The organism is Caballeronia catudaia, from assembly GCF_001544755.2.
Lineage (GTDB): Bacteria > Pseudomonadota > Gammaproteobacteria > Burkholderiales > Burkholderiaceae > Caballeronia > Caballeronia catudaia.
Genome location: NZ_FCOF02000007.1, coordinates 121,852 through 139,638 on the forward strand (window position 1 = coordinate 121,852; position 17,787 = coordinate 139,638).

At 64.1% G+C, this 17,787-nt stretch carries 16 protein-coding genes and 2 tRNA genes; 9 read left to right on the forward strand and 9 right to left on the reverse strand.

What is annotated here, in order from left to right; all coding sequences use genetic code 11:
* Positions 1 to 27: 27 nt before the first annotated feature.
* The gene (locus tag AWB75_RS10065; RefSeq protein ID WP_061123942.1) at positions 28 to 1,383 is read right to left on the reverse strand and encodes a cytochrome-c peroxidase; all 1,356 of its coding nucleotides are present in this window, start codon (positions 1,381 to 1,383) and stop codon (positions 28 to 30) included.
* Positions 1,384 to 1,631: 248 nt separating this feature from the next.
* Here AWB75_RS10065 and AWB75_RS10070 point away from each other — a divergent pair, with 248 nt between their 5' ends.
* Positions 1,632 to 3,197, forward strand: coding sequence for an acid phosphatase (locus tag AWB75_RS10070; protein WP_061123943.1), 1,566 nt, complete (start codon positions 1,632 to 1,634; stop codon positions 3,195 to 3,197).
* A gap of 67 nt (positions 3,198 to 3,264) precedes the next feature.
* Here the strand turns inward: AWB75_RS10070 and AWB75_RS10075 are convergent, their stop codons facing one another.
* The gene (locus AWB75_RS10075; RefSeq protein ID WP_061124062.1) at positions 3,265 to 3,966 is read right to left on the reverse strand and encodes a GntR family transcriptional regulator; all 702 of its coding nucleotides are present in this window, start codon (positions 3,964 to 3,966) and stop codon (positions 3,265 to 3,267) included.
* 150 nt (positions 3,967 to 4,116) lie between these two features.
* Here AWB75_RS10075 and AWB75_RS10080 point away from each other — a divergent pair, with 150 nt between their 5' ends.
* Together AWB75_RS10080 and AWB75_RS10085 are read left to right on the forward strand one after the other, a co-directional pair.
* On the forward strand, positions 4,117 to 5,307 hold the full coding sequence (locus tag AWB75_RS10080; protein ID WP_061124063.1) for an amidohydrolase family protein: 1,191 nt from the start codon (positions 4,117 to 4,119) through the stop codon (positions 5,305 to 5,307).
* On the forward strand, positions 5,304 to 6,605 hold the full coding sequence (locus AWB75_RS10085; protein ID WP_061123944.1) for a cyanate transporter: 1,302 nt from the start codon (positions 5,304 to 5,306) through the stop codon (positions 6,603 to 6,605). Before AWB75_RS10080 ends, AWB75_RS10085 begins: the two co-directional genes overlap by 4 nt.
* Here the strand turns inward: AWB75_RS10085 and AWB75_RS10090 are convergent.
* The 3 genes from AWB75_RS10090 to AWB75_RS10100 form a co-directional block, all read right to left on the reverse strand.
* The gene (locus AWB75_RS10090) at positions 6,505 to 6,960 is read right to left on the reverse strand and encodes a response regulator (protein WP_143746418.1); all 456 of its coding nucleotides are present in this window, start codon (positions 6,958 to 6,960) and stop codon (positions 6,505 to 6,507) included. The two genes, AWB75_RS10085 and AWB75_RS10090, sit on opposite strands and share 101 nt — an antisense overlap.
* 996 nt (positions 6,961 to 7,956) lie before the next feature.
* Positions 7,957 to 8,033 (reverse strand) — tRNA-Arg (locus tag AWB75_RS10095).
* A gap of 101 nt (positions 8,034 to 8,134) precedes the next feature.
* The gene (locus AWB75_RS10100; RefSeq protein WP_061123946.1) at positions 8,135 to 8,965 is read right to left on the reverse strand and encodes an undecaprenyl-diphosphate phosphatase; all 831 of its coding nucleotides are present in this window, start codon (positions 8,963 to 8,965) and stop codon (positions 8,135 to 8,137) included.
* A 568-nt stretch (positions 8,966 to 9,533) separates the two neighbouring features.
* On the opposite strand from AWB75_RS10100, the gene AWB75_RS10105 reads away from it, so the two are divergent.
* From AWB75_RS10105 to AWB75_RS10115, 3 genes are all read left to right on the forward strand, one after another.
* A complete protein-coding gene (locus AWB75_RS10105; RefSeq protein WP_061123947.1) occupies positions 9,534 to 10,436 on the forward strand; it encodes an aldose epimerase family protein in 903 nt (300 codons plus the stop codon).
* Between the two features lie 125 nt (positions 10,437 to 10,561).
* Complete coding sequence (locus AWB75_RS10110) at positions 10,562 to 11,251, forward strand: peptidoglycan DD-metalloendopeptidase family protein (protein ID WP_087086565.1); 690 nt, start codon at positions 10,562 to 10,564, stop codon at positions 11,249 to 11,251.
* Positions 11,252 to 11,280: 29 nt separating this feature from the next.
* On the forward strand, positions 11,281 to 11,601 hold the full coding sequence (locus AWB75_RS10115; protein ID WP_061123949.1) for a hypothetical protein: 321 nt from the start codon (positions 11,281 to 11,283) through the stop codon (positions 11,599 to 11,601).
* 29 nt (positions 11,602 to 11,630) lie between these two features.
* Here the strand turns inward: AWB75_RS10115 and AWB75_RS38075 are convergent, their stop codons facing one another.
* The 3 genes from AWB75_RS38075 to AWB75_RS10120 all read right to left on the reverse strand — a co-directional run bounded on the left by AWB75_RS38075 (position 11,631) and on the right by AWB75_RS10120 (position 12,340).
* Positions 11,631 to 11,774, reverse strand: a complete 144-nt coding sequence (locus tag AWB75_RS38075; protein WP_200822958.1) for a hypothetical protein — start codon at positions 11,772 to 11,774, stop codon at positions 11,631 to 11,633.
* A 245-nt stretch (positions 11,775 to 12,019) separates the two neighbouring features.
* The gene (locus AWB75_RS37675; protein ID WP_159462777.1) at positions 12,020 to 12,193 is read right to left on the reverse strand and encodes a hypothetical protein; all 174 of its coding nucleotides are present in this window, start codon (positions 12,191 to 12,193) and stop codon (positions 12,020 to 12,022) included.
* A 70-nt stretch (positions 12,194 to 12,263) separates the two neighbouring features.
* Positions 12,264 to 12,340 (reverse strand) — tRNA-Pro (locus AWB75_RS10120).
* 107 nt (positions 12,341 to 12,447) lie between these two features.
* On the opposite strand from AWB75_RS10120, the gene AWB75_RS10125 reads away from it, so the two are divergent.
* Positions 12,448 to 12,906, forward strand: coding sequence for a SixA phosphatase family protein (locus tag AWB75_RS10125; RefSeq protein WP_061123950.1), 459 nt, complete (start codon positions 12,448 to 12,450; stop codon positions 12,904 to 12,906).
* Between the two features lie 140 nt (positions 12,907 to 13,046).
* On the forward strand, positions 13,047 to 13,871 hold the full coding sequence (locus AWB75_RS10130; RefSeq protein WP_061123951.1) for a GNAT family N-acetyltransferase: 825 nt from the start codon (positions 13,047 to 13,049) through the stop codon (positions 13,869 to 13,871).
* Positions 13,872 to 13,919: 48 nt separating this feature from the next.
* Here AWB75_RS10130 and ppx read toward each other — a convergent pair whose 3' ends face one another.
* Positions 13,920 to 15,431, reverse strand: coding sequence for an exopolyphosphatase (gene ppx / locus AWB75_RS10135; RefSeq protein ID WP_061123952.1), 1,512 nt, complete (start codon positions 15,429 to 15,431; stop codon positions 13,920 to 13,922).
* A gap of 270 nt (positions 15,432 to 15,701) precedes the next feature.
* Here ppx and ppk1 point away from each other — a divergent pair, with 270 nt between their 5' ends.
* Positions 15,702 to 17,765: a polyphosphate kinase 1 gene (ppk1, locus tag AWB75_RS10140; RefSeq protein WP_061123953.1), complete on the forward strand. Its 2,064-nt coding sequence runs from the start codon at positions 15,702 to 15,704 to the stop codon at positions 17,763 to 17,765.
* Positions 17,766 to 17,787 lie beyond the last annotated feature (22 nt).

A 17,787-nucleotide genomic window follows, 5' to 3' on the forward strand; every position in this document is an offset into this window, starting at 1 on the left:
CGCGGCCGCCGCCTGCGCGAGGCCGTCTTAGTTGGACGCGGACTTCATCTGACCGATGCCGATGCCCTTTTGCGAGTCCTTGTCCTTCGCCGGATCGTAGCCATCCGTGAGCGTGTCGAGGAACGCGACGACATCCTTGATCTCGGCCTCGTCGAGCGCGGGCTTGTCGCCCTTCTTGCGGTCGAACGGCGGCCCGGTGTTGATGTTCGCCCAGTATTGCTTCGGCAGATCGTCGAATTTATCGACGGCGCCGTTCTTCGATACCGGATAGAACTTCTCCGGGTTCGTGTCGCGTTCGACATAGAAGCGCACCACGTCGTCCAGCTTGTGATAGATGCCGTTGTGGAAGAAGGTCTTGCGCGTCGCGACGTTGCGCAGCGACGGCGTGCGGAAGATGCCGCAGTACTCGTCCTGCCCTTTCAGGTCCGTGCGCTCCGGGCCGCACGCGCCGAGGTCGTGGAACTTCGGGTTTTGGTTGACCGGCAGCGCGCGATTGCGCGGCACGCCGATCGCGATCAGGCCGAAATCGCTGAACTGCGGCGGCGAGCCGTCTTTCGCGCGCTGGCTGATGTGGCACGACGCGCAGTTGCCCTTGTTCTCGTCGTTGAAGAGCTGCAGGCCGTGCATCTCGGCGTCGTTGAGCTTCGCGCGGCCGGCGAGGAACGCGTCGAACTTGCTCGTGTACGGATAGAACGTTGCGGGCGTCTGCTCGAACGCTTCGAGCGATTGCAACACCGCGGCGAACGTCTTGTCGTCGCTGTCGAAGACGTTGGCGCCGAACGCCTTGCGGAAGTCGTCCGCATACGGCGACGCCTTCACCGCCGCCGCGACCTTCGCCGGCGTGCTGCCCATCTCGAAGCTCGACAGCAGCGGAATGCGCGCCTGATCCGAGCCGTGATCGACGCGGCCATCCCACGTCAGGCCGCCGGTCGGCCCCGCATCGACGCTTTCATCGCCTTCGTCGTCGGAATCGTGGAAATGCCGCGTGAACGCGGGCACCGACTGCAAATACTCGAGCGACGGCACCGCGCGAAATCCAGGCTGATGCATGTCGTTGCCGCCGAGTTGCACGGACAGCGCGTTGGGCGGCCCGAACGCGTGGCTCGGACTATGACACGACGCACAGGCGAGCTTGCCCGATCCCGACAGCGACGGATCGAAAAAGAGCTTCTCGCCGAGCGTCGTCATCTGCTTCACGTGCGCGAAGACTTCGGCGCGCGTCTGGGCTTGCGGCGCCGCGTTCGCGACGGCGTTCGTCGCGGGCGCCTGCGTCGCCCCGCTCGCGTTCGTGTCCGCCGCATGGGAGCCGCAGCCGCTCATCGCGGCGGATAGCGCGGCGAGCGCGAGAGTGCAGAGAACGAACGGCAGACGCATCGGAGACATGGACGTGGGGCATCGGATCAAAAGATGCCGAAGCGTATGTCGCGTGCATGTCTTTCATGTGACAAGCCCGGACGCCTTCATGACGCAAACGGTTACGCGAAATTTATCAAGCAAACATTACGCAAACGAAAGCGTTATTACACGGCTGCGTCAATTTGCGTTGCGACACTGCGCACGCCGGCGGGCAAAGGCTCCCCGACGACCAAGCCCGCGTCATGCGCCGGTCCCCAACACAAGAGAGAATCTCAATGAACACGAAACTCGTTTGCGCGGTGCCGCTCGCGGCGACCGTCGCATTCGGCCTCTACGCATGCGGTGGCGACGACAATCAGACCAACGACATCTCTTCTGTGAAGAACGTCGTCGTGATCTACGCCGAGAACCGCAGCTTCGATAACCTGTACGGGCATTTCCCCGGCGCGAACGGTCTGCAGAACGTGACCGCGGCCAACTCCCAGCAGCTCGACCGCGACGGCAGCGTGCTGGCCACGCTGCCGAAAATCTGGGGCGGCCTGACGGCGACGGGCGTGACGCCCGCGATCACCGAAGCGATGACGGCGAACCTGCCGAACACGCCGTTCGCGATCGACGCCGCGAACGGCTTCAACACGCAGCTCAACGTCACGACGCGCGATCTGTATCACCGCTTCTACGAGAACCAGATGCAGATCGACGGCGGCAAGAACGACAAGTTCGCCGCATGGGGCGACTCGGGCGGTCTCGTGATGGGCCACTACGACACGCCGCCGGACAAGCTGCCGCTCTACAAGATCGCGCAGCAATACACGCTCGCGGACAACTTCTTCATGGGCGCGTTCGGCGGCTCGTTCCTGAACCACCAATGGCTCATCTGCGCGTGCACGCCTATCTACCCGAACGCAGACAAGAGCCCGGCAGCCAGCTCGGTCTCGGCGGTCAATGCGGACGGCGTCTCGCTCAAACTCGCAAAGGCCGCGGGGTCGGCGCTCACCGGCAACACGCAGGGCCTCTTCGTGAACTCGGGCAACCTGACGCCCGACTTCTTCGCGGTCAACACGATGCAGCCACCGTATCAGCCGAGCGGCAACAAGCCGGCGACGGGCGGCGATCCGAACCTCGCCGATCCGAGCCAGGCGACCACGCTGCCGCCGCAGACGCAGCAGCATATCGGCGATCTGCTGAACAATGCCGGCGTGAGCTGGGCATGGTACGGCGGCTCGTGGGGCGCGGCGCTGGCGGACCGGTCGGTCATCAACGGCGCGGTCAACGTGGTGCCTGATTTCCAGACACACCATCAGCCGTTCAACTACTTCGCCGATCTGGCGCCGGGCACGGCCAACCGCTCGCAGCACTTGCTCGACGGCGGCACGAACGGCTCGGAGTTCATCAAGGCGATCGACGCGGGCACGCTGCCGCAAGTCTCGTTCTACAAGCCGCAGGGCAACCTGAACGAGCACGCCGGTTACACGGACGTCGCGCAGGGCGACCAGCACATCGCCGACCTGATCTCCCGTCTGCAGAACAGCCCGCAGTGGAAGAACATGGTCGTCGTCGTGACGTATGACGAGAACGGCGGCTTCTGGGATCACGTGGCGCCGCCGAAGGGCGATCGCTGGGGTCCGGGCACGCGCATTCCGGCGCTCATCGTCTCGCCGTATGCGAAGAAGGGGTTCGTCGATCACACGCAATACGACACGACGTCGATCCTGCGCTTCATCACGAAGCGCTTCAACCTGCCGTCGCTGCCGGGTCTCACGTCGAGTGACGCCGCGCTCGCCGCCAACGGCGCGCAGAAGATGGGCGATCTGACCAACGCGCTCGACTTCTCGCAGTAAGCATCGCTCGCGTTGCAACGGAAACGGGCCGCGGTTTTCACACCGCGGCCCGTTTTTCATTCGATATTCAAGCACCCGCGAACAGCGACGCCAGATCGTTCGTGCGCGCCCCGCTCGCCTGCGCGAGCACGCGCGTCTGCAGCTCGTCCAGATGCGTGCGCATCGCTGTCAGCGCGGTAGCGAGATCGCCTGCTTCGAGCGCATCGACGAGGCGGCCATGTTCGTCCGATGCGCAGTTCGACAGTTTCGTCGGATCGAAAAGCGCCTTATACAGCTCGGTCTTCGCGACGAGCTTCGCGAGAAACGCATGCACTTCCGGCGCGCCGGCCAGTTCCGCGAGCAGCAGATGGAAGTGCCCCGCGAGGCGCACGCATTCTTCGACGCTGCCCGCCTTCACCGCGCGCTGCTCGGCCTTGACGTGGGCACGCAGCGCGCGCTTCGCCTGCGTCGTCAGCGCGCCGCACAGCGCGGCAACGATGCCCGCCTCCACCACCTGACGCGCGCGATAGACCTCGCGGATATCTTCGGGCGTCGGCGACGGCACGAACGCGCCGCGATTTGCTTCCAGCGTCAGCTTGCCTTCGGCGCCGAGCCGCGCCAGCACCTTGCGGATCGTGCCGCGTGTGCAGTCGAACGCGGCGGCGAGCTCGCGCTCGACGAGCTGCGCGCCGGGCGCGAGCTTGCCGTGCAACAGCGCGGACGTGATCGCGCCGTAGACGCGCTCGTCAACGGTGATTTCGTTCGATGATGTGTCCGCGCGTGATGCCATGATGCCTGTCGTGCCTGAGTTGATCCGCATTGTAACGAGTGCCCGCATGCGGATGCGAATTCGGGTTATCACTTTCGACGTATTTTTGGTTGACCAAACGCTGCTAGAATGGTCAACCAAATGCACGAAACCACGGGAGGATTCCATCGTATGAAGCCATCGACCTGGATCGTCAACGCACGACCGTTCGGCGGTGCGCCGATGGACGTGCGCGTCACCGGCGCCGTCATCGATGCGATCGCCCCTCACGGAGAGCGCCAGCCCGCGCCCGCCGACACCGTGATCGACGGCGCTTGCGCGCTGCTCCTGCCCGGCTTCGTCGAAGGCCATACGCATCTGGACAAGACCACGTGGGGCATGCCGTGGTTTCGCAATGCGGTGGGACCGCGTCTCATCGACCGGATCGAGAACGAGCGGCGCTGGCGTGCGGAAAGCGGCCACGACGCCGCGGCGGCCTCGCGCGCGCTTGCGCTCGCTTTTCTGCGCGAAGGCACGACACGCCTGCGCACGCACGTCGATATCGACACGGATGCGGGTTTGCGTCATCTCGAAGGCGTCTGCGATACGCGCGCCGCGCTCGCCGATGTCCTCGACATGCAGATCGTCGCGTTTCCGCAATCGGGCGTGCTCAAGCGCCCTGGCACGCGCGCGTTGCTTGACGCGGCGCTCGCGAATGGCGCGGACGTGCTCGGCGCGCTCGATCCTTCTTCGATCGACGGCGATCCGGCCGCATCGCTCGACATCACGTTCGCGCTCGCGACGAAGCACGGCAAGTCCATCGACATGCATCTGCACGAGCCCGGCGATCTCGGCGCGTTCACGTTCGATCTGCTGCTCGATCGCATCGAGGCGCATGGCTATCAGGGCCGCGTCGTCGTGAGCCACGCGTTCTGCCTCGGCGCGCTGCCCGACGCGCGGCGCGGCGCGTTGCTCGAACGCATCGCGCGGGCGGACGTCGCGCTGCTCACGACCGCGCCGGCTTCGGTTCCCGTGCCGCCGTTCCGGGAGACGCGCGCGGCGGGCGTCACGCTCTTCGGCGGCAACGACGGCATCCGCGATGCGTGGACGCCCTTCGGCTCGCCCGACATGCTCGAACGCGCGATGCTGATCGCGATGCGCTACGACCTGCGCCGCGACGACGATCTCGCCGCCGCGTTCGATTGCGTGTCGATCGAAGCGGCCCGCGCGTGCGGCTTCGCGGATTACGGTTTAGCGCCGGGCATGCGCGCGGATCTCGTGCTCGTCGATGCGGAAACTGTTGCGCAGGCCGTGGCGGTGCGCCCGCCGCGCAGCTTCGTGATGGCCAACGGCACGCCTATACCGCCGGAGTTCACGCGATGAATCCGCGCGCATCGAACCTCGCCTGGCTCGCGGTGATCGTCGCGATCGGGCTGAATCTGCGGCCCTTGCTTACGTCGATCAGTCCGCTGATGGGCGTGATCCTGAACGCGACGGGGCTGTCGTTTCGCGGCGCGTCGATGCTGACCGGCCTGCCCGTCGTCGCGATGGGCGTGTGCGCGTTCGGCGCCAGCGCCCTGTCGCGCGCGATCGGCAATGCGCGCGGCGTGGCGCTCGGGCTCGTCGCGATCGCCGCGGCCTGCGCCGGGCGGCTCGTCGCCGGGAATGCGGCGGCGCTGATTGTCAGCGCGGCGGTCGCGGGCACGGGCGTCGCGGTCATTCAGGCGCTGCTGCCGGGCGTGATGAAGACGCGCTTCGCCGCGCGCCTGCCGTTCGCGATGGGCCTCTATTCCGCATCGATCATGGCGGGCGGCGGGCTGGGCGCGAGCATCACGCCCTCGGTCGCGTCGCGCATGTCGTGGCAGGCGGGGCTTGCTTTCTGGGCGTTGCCCGCGATGATCGCGCTCGCCGTGTGGCTGCTTCTCATGCGCGCCGATGCCTTGCCGCGCGCCGCGTCGACGGGCCGTGCCGCGAGCGCGCCGTCGCTCTTTCTCAATCGCCGCGCGTGGACGCTCGGGATTTTCTTCGGGCTCGTCAACGGCGGCTATACGAGTCTCGTCGCGTGGATGCCCGCGTATTACCAGCAACTCGGCCGCGGCGTGACCGAAAGCGGCGCGCTGCTCGCGATGCTCACGGTGTTCCAAGCGTCGTCCGCGCTGCTGCTGCCGATGGCGGCTGCGCGCTTCGGTCGCGGCCGGGACCGGCGTCCGTGGCTTGCACTCGGCCTCGTCGCGCAACTGGCGGGCTTCGGTCTGCTGCTCGTCGCGCCTCTGTCGGCGCCGATCGCGGTCGTCGCGCTGCTCGGCGGCGGATTGGGCGGCGTGTTCGCGCTCACGCTCGTGCTGACGCTCGATCACGCCGACGATCCCGCGCTCGCCGCGCGGCTCGTCGCGTTCGTGCAGGGCGTGGGCTTCGTCATCGCGGCGCTGGCGCCGGTCGTCGCGGGCATCGTGCGCGACGTGAGCGGCGGCTTCTCGATGTCGTGGATGATGCTCGCCGCCAGTCTCATCGCGATGATCGCGCTCAATCTCGTGTTCGGCCCGCGCAGTTACGCACGTTCGATGACCGATCGTCGCGAGGTCAGCGCACCGCGTGACATGCGAAGTATTCGTCGAGCAGATCGGTCATCCGCCACACGGGGCACGGACGGCGACAATGTCCGTCGTAGCCCGCTTCCTTGAGACGCGCGATCGGCTCTTCGGGCAGAAAGCCGCTCATCGCGATGACGAGGCGATGCGCGTCGTCATCGGCTTCGCGAAGCGCACGCGCGAGCGCATAGTTGCCGCAGCCGCCGATGCGCGTGTCGAGGAAAAGCACATGCGGCCGCCATTGCTCGACGTTCTCTCTCACCGATGATGGATCGATTGCGAGTTGCGCCGGAAAGCCTTTGAGTTCGAAGAGCGACACGAGCGATGCGCCGAGCACGCGCTCCGACAACGCGAGCAGCACGCGACGCGATTCAGGCGGCAGGCGCGACTGCTTGCGCGTCCATAGCGAGCATTGCGCGGGGCTGGTTTCGTATGCTCGGTTGTTCAAGGCATTCCTGTCACTTTGTGGAGCCGCGCGCGCCACGTTGATGCACGCGCGCACTGCGAGTGGGCGATGTTTTGCGTTGTACGAGACGGTTGGTTTTTCCGATGCGTTGTGGGGCGCGGGGTTGCGGGGATTTCGATGCGCGCACGACGGAGAGGATTGGCAGGAAGCGGGCCAGCGATTGATCGGAGCTGGCTGACTTGTGATGTTCAGCTTCGTCGCGGGTGGCTGCTGATTTTCGGCGCGACACCGCTATCGATGAGTTCTTCGATCAGGCGCTCTTCGGCTGCATCTATCGGGCACAAGAGCGGACGGACAGAGCGGAATAAATGAACGGACAGATTCGCGCTTGCGAGCGCCCCGGACAAGCAGAGTTCAAGAGCGTTAAACCGCGCTGCCTGTTCGTTGCAAAGTGAGGCCTTGTATTGAGCTATCGTCTCTTGCGCCCTTCTGACCTTCACGGCTATCTGACCTAGCCGATGCTCGATCTTCACCGCGCCAGTGGCCGTGAGAACGTTTCGGTCCGCCCATGCTTGCTCCTGAATGAAGCTCGGAGCCGCACCCTTCGAGCGAAGGGGCGGGCGGGCACTGTGGCAGGGTTGGCAGACCGGGACGCTATTACCATTACCGGCAACCCTTCCGGGTTCCCCACCACGGCCCGCCCATAGGCGAACAGAAGCGCCGCGCCGCCTGTGGTCAGAAGGCACGCGGGGCTACAGCATTGCGCGCCGCCTACATTGCGTAGGCGGTCACGGGTAAAGAGCGTCTACAGGCTGCCAAGCCTGTCTCCAGCGCAACCACGCGCCGGACTTCACAGAAAGGTACAGCCCCGCGATGCGGATTCTACGAGAGCGTCGAAAATTGTAGATCGCAGATGCCTGAAACGAACAGCATCGAACCACCCTCCCACATCGATTCGATTTGCCTACACAGTGCCTACACGAACCGTATAAATCAAAAAGCCCAATCGCAGGGACTGGGCTAAGTATCTGATTTTACTGGCCCGCCCTACACGACTCGAACGTGTGACCTACGGCTTAGAAGGCCGTTGCTCTATCCAGCTGAGCTAAGGGCGGAGAACGGAACGCGCGGCCGACGCTGAGAAGCGAAAAAACCGCCGCGGATCAGAAGAGACCGCGATTTTACCTCATTCGCCGCGCCGCTTGTCCTCGGTTCATCACACCGGTTGTGGGTGCATCATGAACCAGCCGAGGAAGAAGACGCCCGCGATCACGCAATACACGCCGAACGACGCGAGCTTGCCGTGCCCTTCGAAATAGCGCATCAGGAAGCGCACGCTCAGATAAGCCGCGATGCCCGTCAGCACGCCGCCGAGCACCGAATCGGCCAGTTGTCCCGGCGCGTGAAACAGCTTCGGCAGCTCGAGCACGCCCGCCGCGAAAATGATCGGCGTGCCAAGCAGAAACGAAAACTCCGCCGCAGCCTCCGCGGTGAGCCCAGCGCCGACGCCCGCGATCATCGTCAGACCGCTGCGCGAAAAGCCCGGAATCAGCGCGCCGATCTGCGCGAGTCCGACCAGAAACGCCTGCCTGAACGTGAGCTTTTCAGGCGCCCGCGTCGCACGGCTTCGCTGCAGGCGATCGCCCAGCCACAAAAGCACGCCATTGACGATCAACGCCGCCGCGACGATCCGCAAATCGTGGAAAATCACCTCGAGCCGCTTTTCCAGCAGCAGCCCGACGATGCCCGTCGGAATCGTGCCGATGATCAGCGCCCACATCATGTGGCCGTCGTCGTTGCGGCGGCCGCCGAGCGACGCGAAAAAGCCGCGGATCAGCGCGATCCAGCGTTTGCGGAAATACCAGAGCAGCGCGATGGCCGTGCCGAGATGCAGCGCGACGAGAAACGGCAGCAATTGCGGCGCGTGCTTGTCGATATGCATGCCGATCAGGCCGGGAATGAGCAGCGTGTGCCCGAGACTGCTGACCGGAAAGAGCTCGGTCACGCCCTGGAGCACGCTCAAGAAAACGAGAAACCACAGAGTCACGCGTCGGTCCTTTTTTGAGGAGGATGAAGGACGCGCCGTGCAGTTCCATCCCTCGCGTCACGCGAAGCCGAAAGAGGCCGACCGGGAAGGTGGAAAAGGAGGGATGAGTCGATACGGCGCGCAAACGGGACCGATTATGCCGGTGGCGAAATCGAGCGCCAAGCGCTAACCGCACACAAATTGCGCCGACAGTCAATCGTCGGCAAAACGAATTAATAAAGCAAGCAAGATATAAGCAATCCGAAAGCAAGAGCGCTTTGGAACGCCGCAGAGCGCAGCAGGACCGCGATCGCCGCTCAGACCTTCAGCTTAAAGAGGAAGATTGCCGTGCTCGCGCCGAAAAGGCCGAACATCGCGACGCCCATTGCCATCGCCAGATCCATGATTGCTCCTTGTCCGTCTGATTCCCAACACAGGGTCCACATAACAACATATTGCGTGCGCTTTGCTCAGTCGCAATTTCCCGCAAAGGGTTTTTCCGTAGGAAATTCCAAGGCAGAATCTACGGTTCAAGCCGCGCGACATCGCACGCGCGGCGTCCAGCCAATCAACGGAGCGCACGGCCATCATGTCACCGGAAACTGACGTCATCGAAATCGAGCGCGACGGCGCCGCCCTTCTGCTCGCGCCGCGCGCGGGCGGACGGCTCATGACCTGGCGCGTCGGCGGCGAGTCTGTCATCCATTGGCCCGACGCGCCCGACTGGTCGAATCCCGCGAAAATCCGCGGCGGCAATCCGCTACTGTTTCCGTTTCTCGGGCGGCATTTCGTCGACGGAGAAATCGGTAAATGGCGCGATCCCGAAGGCGTCGTGCATGCGCTGCCGACGCACGGCTTCGCGCGCAACCTGCCGTTCTCCAGCACGCGCGACGCCGACGGCCACGGCCTGCGCATGACGCTCGTCGACAGCGACGCCACCCGCGACGGCTATCCGTTCGCGTTCCGCTTCGAAGCGGCTTACCGCATCATCGACGGCAACACGCTCGAAGTCGAACTCACGACATCGAATCCCGGCGAGGTCGCGCTGCCCTACTACGCCGGGCATCATTTTTACTTTCATCTGCCGCACGCTCAACGCGGCGAGAGCAGCGTCGAATTGCCGCGCACCGAGCGGCGCCGGCAATTGCCGGACGGCTCGATCACCGAGGCGGAACCCGGCCAGCCGCGTTATTCGCTGACCGATCCGGGCATCGTCGATACCTTTCACTGCCTCACGCATCCGTCCGACGAGCCGATGCGGCTCAAGATGCCGGGTCTGAAGCGCACGGTCAGCTTCGAGCTGCATCAGCCGGATTCGGTGCCGTGGTACGCCGTCACGACCTGGACCGAATCGGACACGTCGGACTTCTATTGCGTCGAGCCGTGGATCGGCCTGCCGGACGCCATCCACAACGGCCGCGGGCTGCGCTGGCTCGCGCCGGGCAGGACCGAGACGGCGTCGCTCAGGCTCGTCGTCACCACCGACGCATAAGGCGCGCGGCGCCCGCGCACGGCGCCATTCTGTCCGGGGAAACCCGAGACGGTAAAATCCTGCCTTTCGATTCGCCGCGCGGCCGTTATGCACACGGCTCGCGGCGTTGCTTTGCGAGGTCAGGTTTGCAAAAACGAATGAGACGGCTCGTCTGCGCATCGCTCATCGCAGTGTTGGCCGCTTGCGGAACGGGGCCGGTCGCGCCGGGGTTTTATCGCGTGGAGCGCGGCGATACGGTGTCGAAGATCGCGCGTGAGAACCGCACGACGGTGGCCAACCTCAAACGCTGGAACGGGCTCACGAATCCCGATGCCATCGAGGTCGGCCAGGTGCTGCGCATCGCGCCGCCGGCGGGCAGCGCGACCGCGGCCGATTCATCGGCTTCGGGCGCCGCGAGCGCGAAGAGCGATTCCAGCGCGCAGGCGCTGTCGCAGAACAAGGCCGGACCGGGCGTCACGCTCGTGTGGCCGGCGCAGGGCAGCGTCATTCGCGCCTTCGACGGCAAGAACTCGAAGGGCATCGATATCGCCAACGCGGCGGGCACGCCCGTCGTCGCCGCGGCGACCGGCAATGTCGTCTACGCGGGCAATGGCTTGCGCGGCTACGGCAATATGCTGATCGTCAAGCACGACGACGACTATCTGACCGCCTACGCCCACAATCGCGCGCTCCTGGTGAAGGAAGGCCAGACCGTGCAGCAAGGACAGCAAATCGCCGAAATGGGCGATACCGACAGCAATCGCACGATGCTGCATTTCGAGGTGCGCTACATGGGCCGCTCGACGGACCCGGCGCGCTACCTGCCGCCCCGCTAAGCAGCGGGCGGACGTTACGAGGAAGATCGATGAGATTGACGAAGAGGATGAACACCGCCGCGCTCGGCGCGACTCTGGCGCTGACCGGCGCGCTCGCCGGTTGCGCGAGCGGCCCGACGATGACCTATCTGCCTTCGGGCGAGACGGGCTTTGCGATCAACTGCAGCGGCGCGGATGCAAGCACCAGTTGGGCCGCCTGCTACAAGCAGGCAGGCGAAACGTGCGGCGCGTATGGCTATGACGTGGTTTCGAAAGATGCCGACAACGGCGCGACGGCGGGCGGCTCCGTCGGCGGAATTTTCGGGGCGAACATCAAGACTCGTTCGATGGTGATCCGCTGCAAGCAGTGACGCCTGCCGGACCCATTCGATGAGCGCCGTCAGGCGTCGGCGGTTTCGTCCTTGCGGTCTTTCGGGCGCGGCGTGCGCCAGTGTCCCGACAGCGGATCGATATGTGCGGCGAACGCAACGAGCGATGCCAAGGCGAGCGGCGCGAAGGCGGCAAATACCCAGAGCAGGTTCATGGCAGACACAAATTGAAACAAGTCCGCCTGATAATACCTGCCCTGACAATGTTCCGCCCAAACGAACTCTTCGGAAACGTGCGGCGGGTCGCGCTTTGCGCGTTACGCCTCGAAACAACCGCATACAACCACACGCGGCGGATTCCCTCAGACTGGCATCAGCCCGTGCCTGATCTCCGCGCGAACGGTGGTGCGGGTCAGAAGCCCCGATGTGCCCGCATCGGGGCTTCGCTTTTCCTGGAAGGCTATTGCGGCTTGGCAGATGGCGCGAGCATCGAGGGCGGCGTCATGTCAGTCGGCACGCCTTTGTAGTCCGGCGGATCTTGCGGTGCATGCTTTGGATGAGCAGGCTCGGCGCAGGCCGTCACGCCGAGCGCGATGAATACGGTGCAGAGGAAGGCGGAAACGATACGCGGCATGAAACTCCCGGACGGGCGTCGAAAAGACAAAGGGGTTACAAGCCGTAACTTGTAACCCCTTCGTGTATCGTGGTCGGAGCGAAAGGATTCGAACCTTCGACCCTCTGATCCCAAATCAGATGCGCTACCAGGCTGCGCTACGCTCCGTCGAGCCACGGATTGTAACGTGCCTGCTGCGCGTCCGCAATGCCGGCCTCAGGCATATATCTTTCTGCGTGAAGCCAAGTGAACCTCATCACCAGGAGACGACCTCGATGAACCTCATTCTGTGGCGCCACGCCGAAGCCGAAGACCAGGCGTCGAGCGATCTCGCGCGGCAGCTCACGCCGCGTGGCCGCAAGCAGGCCCAAGGCATCGCCAAATGGCTGAAAGCGCGCATCGGCGACGACGCCGTGTTGCTCGCCAGCCCCGCGACGCGCACGATCCAGACCGCCGAGGCCTTCGGTGACCGCTATCGCGTCGCCGACGAGCTCGCGCCGGGCAACGGTGCCCAGTCCGTGCTCGAGGCGGCGGGCTGGCCCGATGGCATCGCGGAAACGGTCGTCGTGATCGGGCATCAGCCGACGCTCGGCCACGTCGCCGCGCTGCTGATGACCGGCCACGAAGCGGAATGGCCGATCAAAAAATCGGGCATCTGGTGGTTTCAGGGGCGCACGCGCGGCGGCGACGGCCAGGTCGTGCTGCGCGCCGTGGTCAATCCGGACCTGCTCTAGCGCCGGCCGGGTGTCGCAAGCTCGCCGTCAGGCGCGTGTCGTTTCATCGAAACGTCATTGCGATGCCATGCGAGCGTCATCGCGCATTACTACATTGGCGAGGACTTGAAGCCACAGACTTGTCCTGTCGAGGAACGCCAATGCAAGATTTGCCGACGCCTTTCCTGCAACCCGGAGCGTCATCGCTCTCGCTCGATTCGCGCCGCCACCTTCCGCGCACGTCCGAAACGCATACGGGCCGCGAGCGCCTGCAAGTCGCGTGGGCTCGCGACGACGACGCCCTGCGCGACGCCCAGCGCCTGCGCTTTCGCGTTTTCTCCGAAGAAATGGGCGCGCGCCTTTCCGGTCCCGCCGGCCTCGATGTCGATGCCTTCGACGCCTACTGCGATCACCTGCTCGTGCGCGATCTCGATACGCTGCAGGTGGTCGGCACGTATCGCGTGCTGCCGCCGCATCAGGCCGCGCGCATCGGCCGCCTCTACGCGGAGAGCGAGTTCGACGTGTCGCGCCTCACGCATCTGCGGCCAAAGCTCGTCGAAGTGGGCCGTTCGTGCGTGCATCCGGACTATCGCAACGGCGCAGTGATCATGTCGCTGTGGGGCGGCCTCGCCGCGTACATGATGCAAAACGGCTACGAAACGATGCTCGGCTGCGCAAGCGTCGGCATGATCGACGGCGGGCACTATGCCGCGAATCTCTACACGTCGCTTCCCGCCGATGCGCTGACGGCGCCCGAATACCGCGCCTTTGCGCACACGCCGCTGCCGGTCGAGGAACTGGGCACCGGCGCGAACGTGAGCCCGCCGCCGCTCGTGAAGGGCTATCTGCGCCTGGGTGCGAAGATTTGCGGCGCGCCCGCGTGGGACCCGGACTTCAACACCGCCGACTTCCTCACGCTCTTCCGTCTCTCGGAGATCAACGCGCGCTACGCGCGTCACTTCATCGGCGATATGCAGGGCCGATGATTCTCTCGGATGCGAAAAAGGCCCCAAGGGGCCTTTTCTCTTGCGGCGTCAATCGTCCGTATAAACCACGCGATACGGCCGCCCGATCTTCTCCCATTCCATCGCTTCCTGAACGAGGCTGTAATCGGTGAGCGGATTGTTCGTCACCCACTCGCTCGGCAGATGCACGTCGAAGCCGCTGCCCGCCCTTTTGACCTCGATGCCCGGCAGCCCGACATCCGTGCGCCGGCGCGACAGGAGCGCCGCGAGCCGCAGGCAAAAAAGCAGCGTCCAGTCGATGTCGCGTGCCTGCGCGATCTTGCCGAGCTTGCCCGCGTGCCCGAGCACGAGCGCCGCGAGCCGTGCCTGATCGGTGCGCGAGAAGCCGGGCATGTCGGCGTTGCTCGCGATATATGCGGAGTGTTTGTGATAGGCGCTATGCGCGATCGACAAGCCGATCTCGTGCAATGACGCCGCCCAGGCGAGAAACATGCGGTTTTCTTCGCGCAGGTCTTCATCGGGCTCGCCGAGCTGATCGTAGAAGCTGATCGCCAGTTCGCCGATGCGCTCGGCTTGCGCGGAGTCCACGCCATAGCGGCGCTTGAAGCCTTCGACCGTCACCGTGCGCATGTCCTGATGCTGCGAGCGCCCGAGCAGGTCGTACAGCACGCCGAGACGCAAGGCGGCGTCGGTGGTATCGGCGTATTCGACGCCCAGTTCCTCGAACACGCCGAGCATGATCGACAAGCCGCCCGCGAGCACCGGCACGCGATCGGGCTTGAGCGCGACGAGCTTCAGGCGGTTCACGTTCTCGGCCTTGATGAGCGCGCGCTTGAGCCGCTCGAGACCGACGCGCGAAATGCCATGCGTGACATCGGGATCGTTGAAGCCGTTCGCCTCGATCAGTTCCGCGAGCGCGCGCGCCGTGCCCGATGAGCCGATCGCCTGATCCCAGCCCGTCTGCTTGTATTCGCGCGAGATGATCTGGATTTCACGCTTGGCGGCGAGCTCGGCCTGACGCATCGTGTATTCGTCGACATTGCCCGCCGGGAAAAACTGGAGGCTGTGGCTCACGCAGCCGATATAGAGGCTCTCCATGTGAATGGGCGTGTAATGGGAGCCGATGATGAACTCCGTCGAGCCGCCGCCGATATCCACGACGAGCCGCTTGCCCGCGCTCGCCGGCACCGAATGCGCGGCGCCCGCGTAGATGAGGCGCGCTTCCTCGCGCCCCGCGATGACTTCGATCGGAAAGCCGAGCGCGGCTTCCGCCTCGACGAGAAAGTCGTGCGCGTTCTTCGCGACCCGCAGCGTATTCGTGGCGACGGCGCGCACCTGATCGGGATGAAAATCGCGCAGACGTTCGCCGAAGCGCTTGAGCGCATCCCAGCCGCGCACCTGCGATGCGCGGTCGAGCATCTTGTCCTTCGACAGTCCGCCGCCGAGCCGCACGGGCTCGCGCAGCGCGTCGACCTGATAGATCTGGCTGCCGGCGGGCGTTTCCTCGACCCGGCCGACGATCAGTCGGAAGCTGTTCGATCCGAGGTCGACCGCGGCAAGAAGATGGGGATGTGTGACCATCGGAGAGATCCGGAAATCGTGAAGTGGGAATGGCACTGTCACAGCGGCGCTGTTGCAGCGCACGAATTCTATTCTATGCCGATGCGGCGCGCGCCCGTTCGAACTCGTGAGCAGGCCGCTCACAGGAGGAATCGCGCGTTCGCGCTAGCGACGCTATCCTCATAGTGAGTAGAATTTGTGAAAATCGTTTTGTCATAAAAAGCACATCATACTGTGAGATCATCCGAGAGTTTTCTTGCCCATCTGCTCGAGACGCCTTCCCGCCCGCCGATGTCCATACGCTATCCGTTATTCAATCGCGAACTGGGCATACTGGGTTTCAACGAGCGCGTTCTCGCGCAAGCCGCCGATACGACGGTTCCTTTGTTGGAACGCCTGCGATTCATCTGCATCACGAGCAGCAACCTCGACGAATTCTTCGAAGTCCGTATGGCGGGTCTGCAGGAGCAGATGCGCGACAATCCCGGTTCGTTGTCGCCGGACGGCATGTCGCTGCAACACGTCTACGACCTCGTCTCCGAGCGGGCGCAGCGCCTCGTGCGCCAGCAATATTCGATGCTGCACGACATCGTGCTGCCCGCGCTCGAAATGGAAGGCATCTACTTTCACGGCGCGGAAGACTGGACCGGGCAGCAGACCGCGTGGGCGCGCGACTATTTCTATAACGAGCTTTTGCCGGTGCTCACGCCGATCGGGCTCGATCCCGCGCATCCCTTTCCGCGCGTGCTGAACAAGAGTCTGAACTTCGTCGTCGAGCTCGAAGGCACCGACGCCTTCGGCCGCCAGGCGATGATGGGCATCGTGCAGGCGCCGCGCGCGCTGCCGCGCCTTGTGCGCATGCCCGAAGCGCTGTCGGGTTATCCGCATGGCTTCGTGCTGCTGAGTTCCTTCATGCAGCACTTCGTGAACGAACTGTTCCCGAATCTCATCATGCGCAGTTGCAACCAGTTCCGCATCACACGCAACAGTGAGCTTTTCGTCGATGAAGACGAGATCACCAATCTGCGCGTCGCGCTGCAGGGCGAATTGCCTGCGCGTCATCTGGGCAATGCGGTGCGTCTCGAAGTGTCGGCGGAAACGCCGCCGCATCTCGTGCGCCGTCTCCTCGATGAGGGCCAGCTGAGCGAGCGCGATGTGTATCGCGTGGACGGGCCAGTGAATCTCGTGCGCCTGATGCAGTTGCCCGAGATGGTTGATCGGCCGGACCTCAAGTTCGTGCCACATATTCCGTCGGTGCCGAAGGCGATCGCGAATACGTCGAACCTTTTCGATGCGATCGATCAGGGCGATATCCTGTTGCATCATCCGTACGAGAGTTTTCAGCCGGTGCTGGAACTGCTGCTTCAGGCGGCAAAGGACCCGCAGGTCGTCGCGATCAAGCAGACGATCTATCGCACGGGCACCGATTCGCCGCTGATGGACGCGCTCATGCAGGCCGCGCGCAACGGCAAGGAAGTGACGGTCGTGGTGGAGCTGCTCGCGCGCTTCGATGAGGAAACGAACATCAACTGGGCGTCGCAGCTAGAAGCGGTGGGCGCGCATGTGGTGTATGGCGTCGTCGGCCATAAGTGTCACGCGAAGATGATGCTGATCGTTCGGCGCGTATCGCAGGGCGGCAAGCTCGTGCTGAAGCGTTATGCGCATCTGGGCACGGGCAACTATCATCCACGTACGGCGCGCCTTTATACCGACTTCGGCTTGCTGACCGCGGATCAGGAAATGTGCGAGGACGTGCATCACGTCTTTCAGCAGCTCACTGGAATCGGGGGCGAGATTCCTTTGAATCAGCTATGGCAATCGCCGTTCACGCTGCACGCGAAGCTGATCGATGCCATACGTGCCGAAGCCGAGCATGCACGTGCGGGACGGCGGGCGCGGATCGTCGCGAAGATGAATGCCTTGCTGGAGCCTACTGTCATCGCGGCGCTTTATGAGGCTTCGCATGCGGGCGTGAAGATCGATTTGATCGTGCGGGGGGTGTGCTCGCTGAAGCCTGGTGTCGAAGATCTTTCGGAGAACATCACAGTTCGGTCGATCGTCGGGCGGTTCCTCGAGCATCATCGGATTTTCTATTTCTATGCGAATGGCAAGGAGGATGTGTTTCTTTCTAGCGCCGACTGGATGGATCGGAACTTCTTCCGCCGTGTGGAGGTGGCGTTTCCGATTCGCGATCGGCGCTTAAAGCGGCGCGTTATTGCCGAAGGGTTGTCGGTTTGTCTTGGGGATAATCAGTCGGCCTGGGTCATGCAGAGCGATGGGCATTATCGGAAGCGGCGGCCGGGGAAGGCTATTCGCAATGCGCAGTTGGGGTTGTTGGCGAAGTTTTGTTCTTGATTTTTTTCTCTAGCTGAGCTTT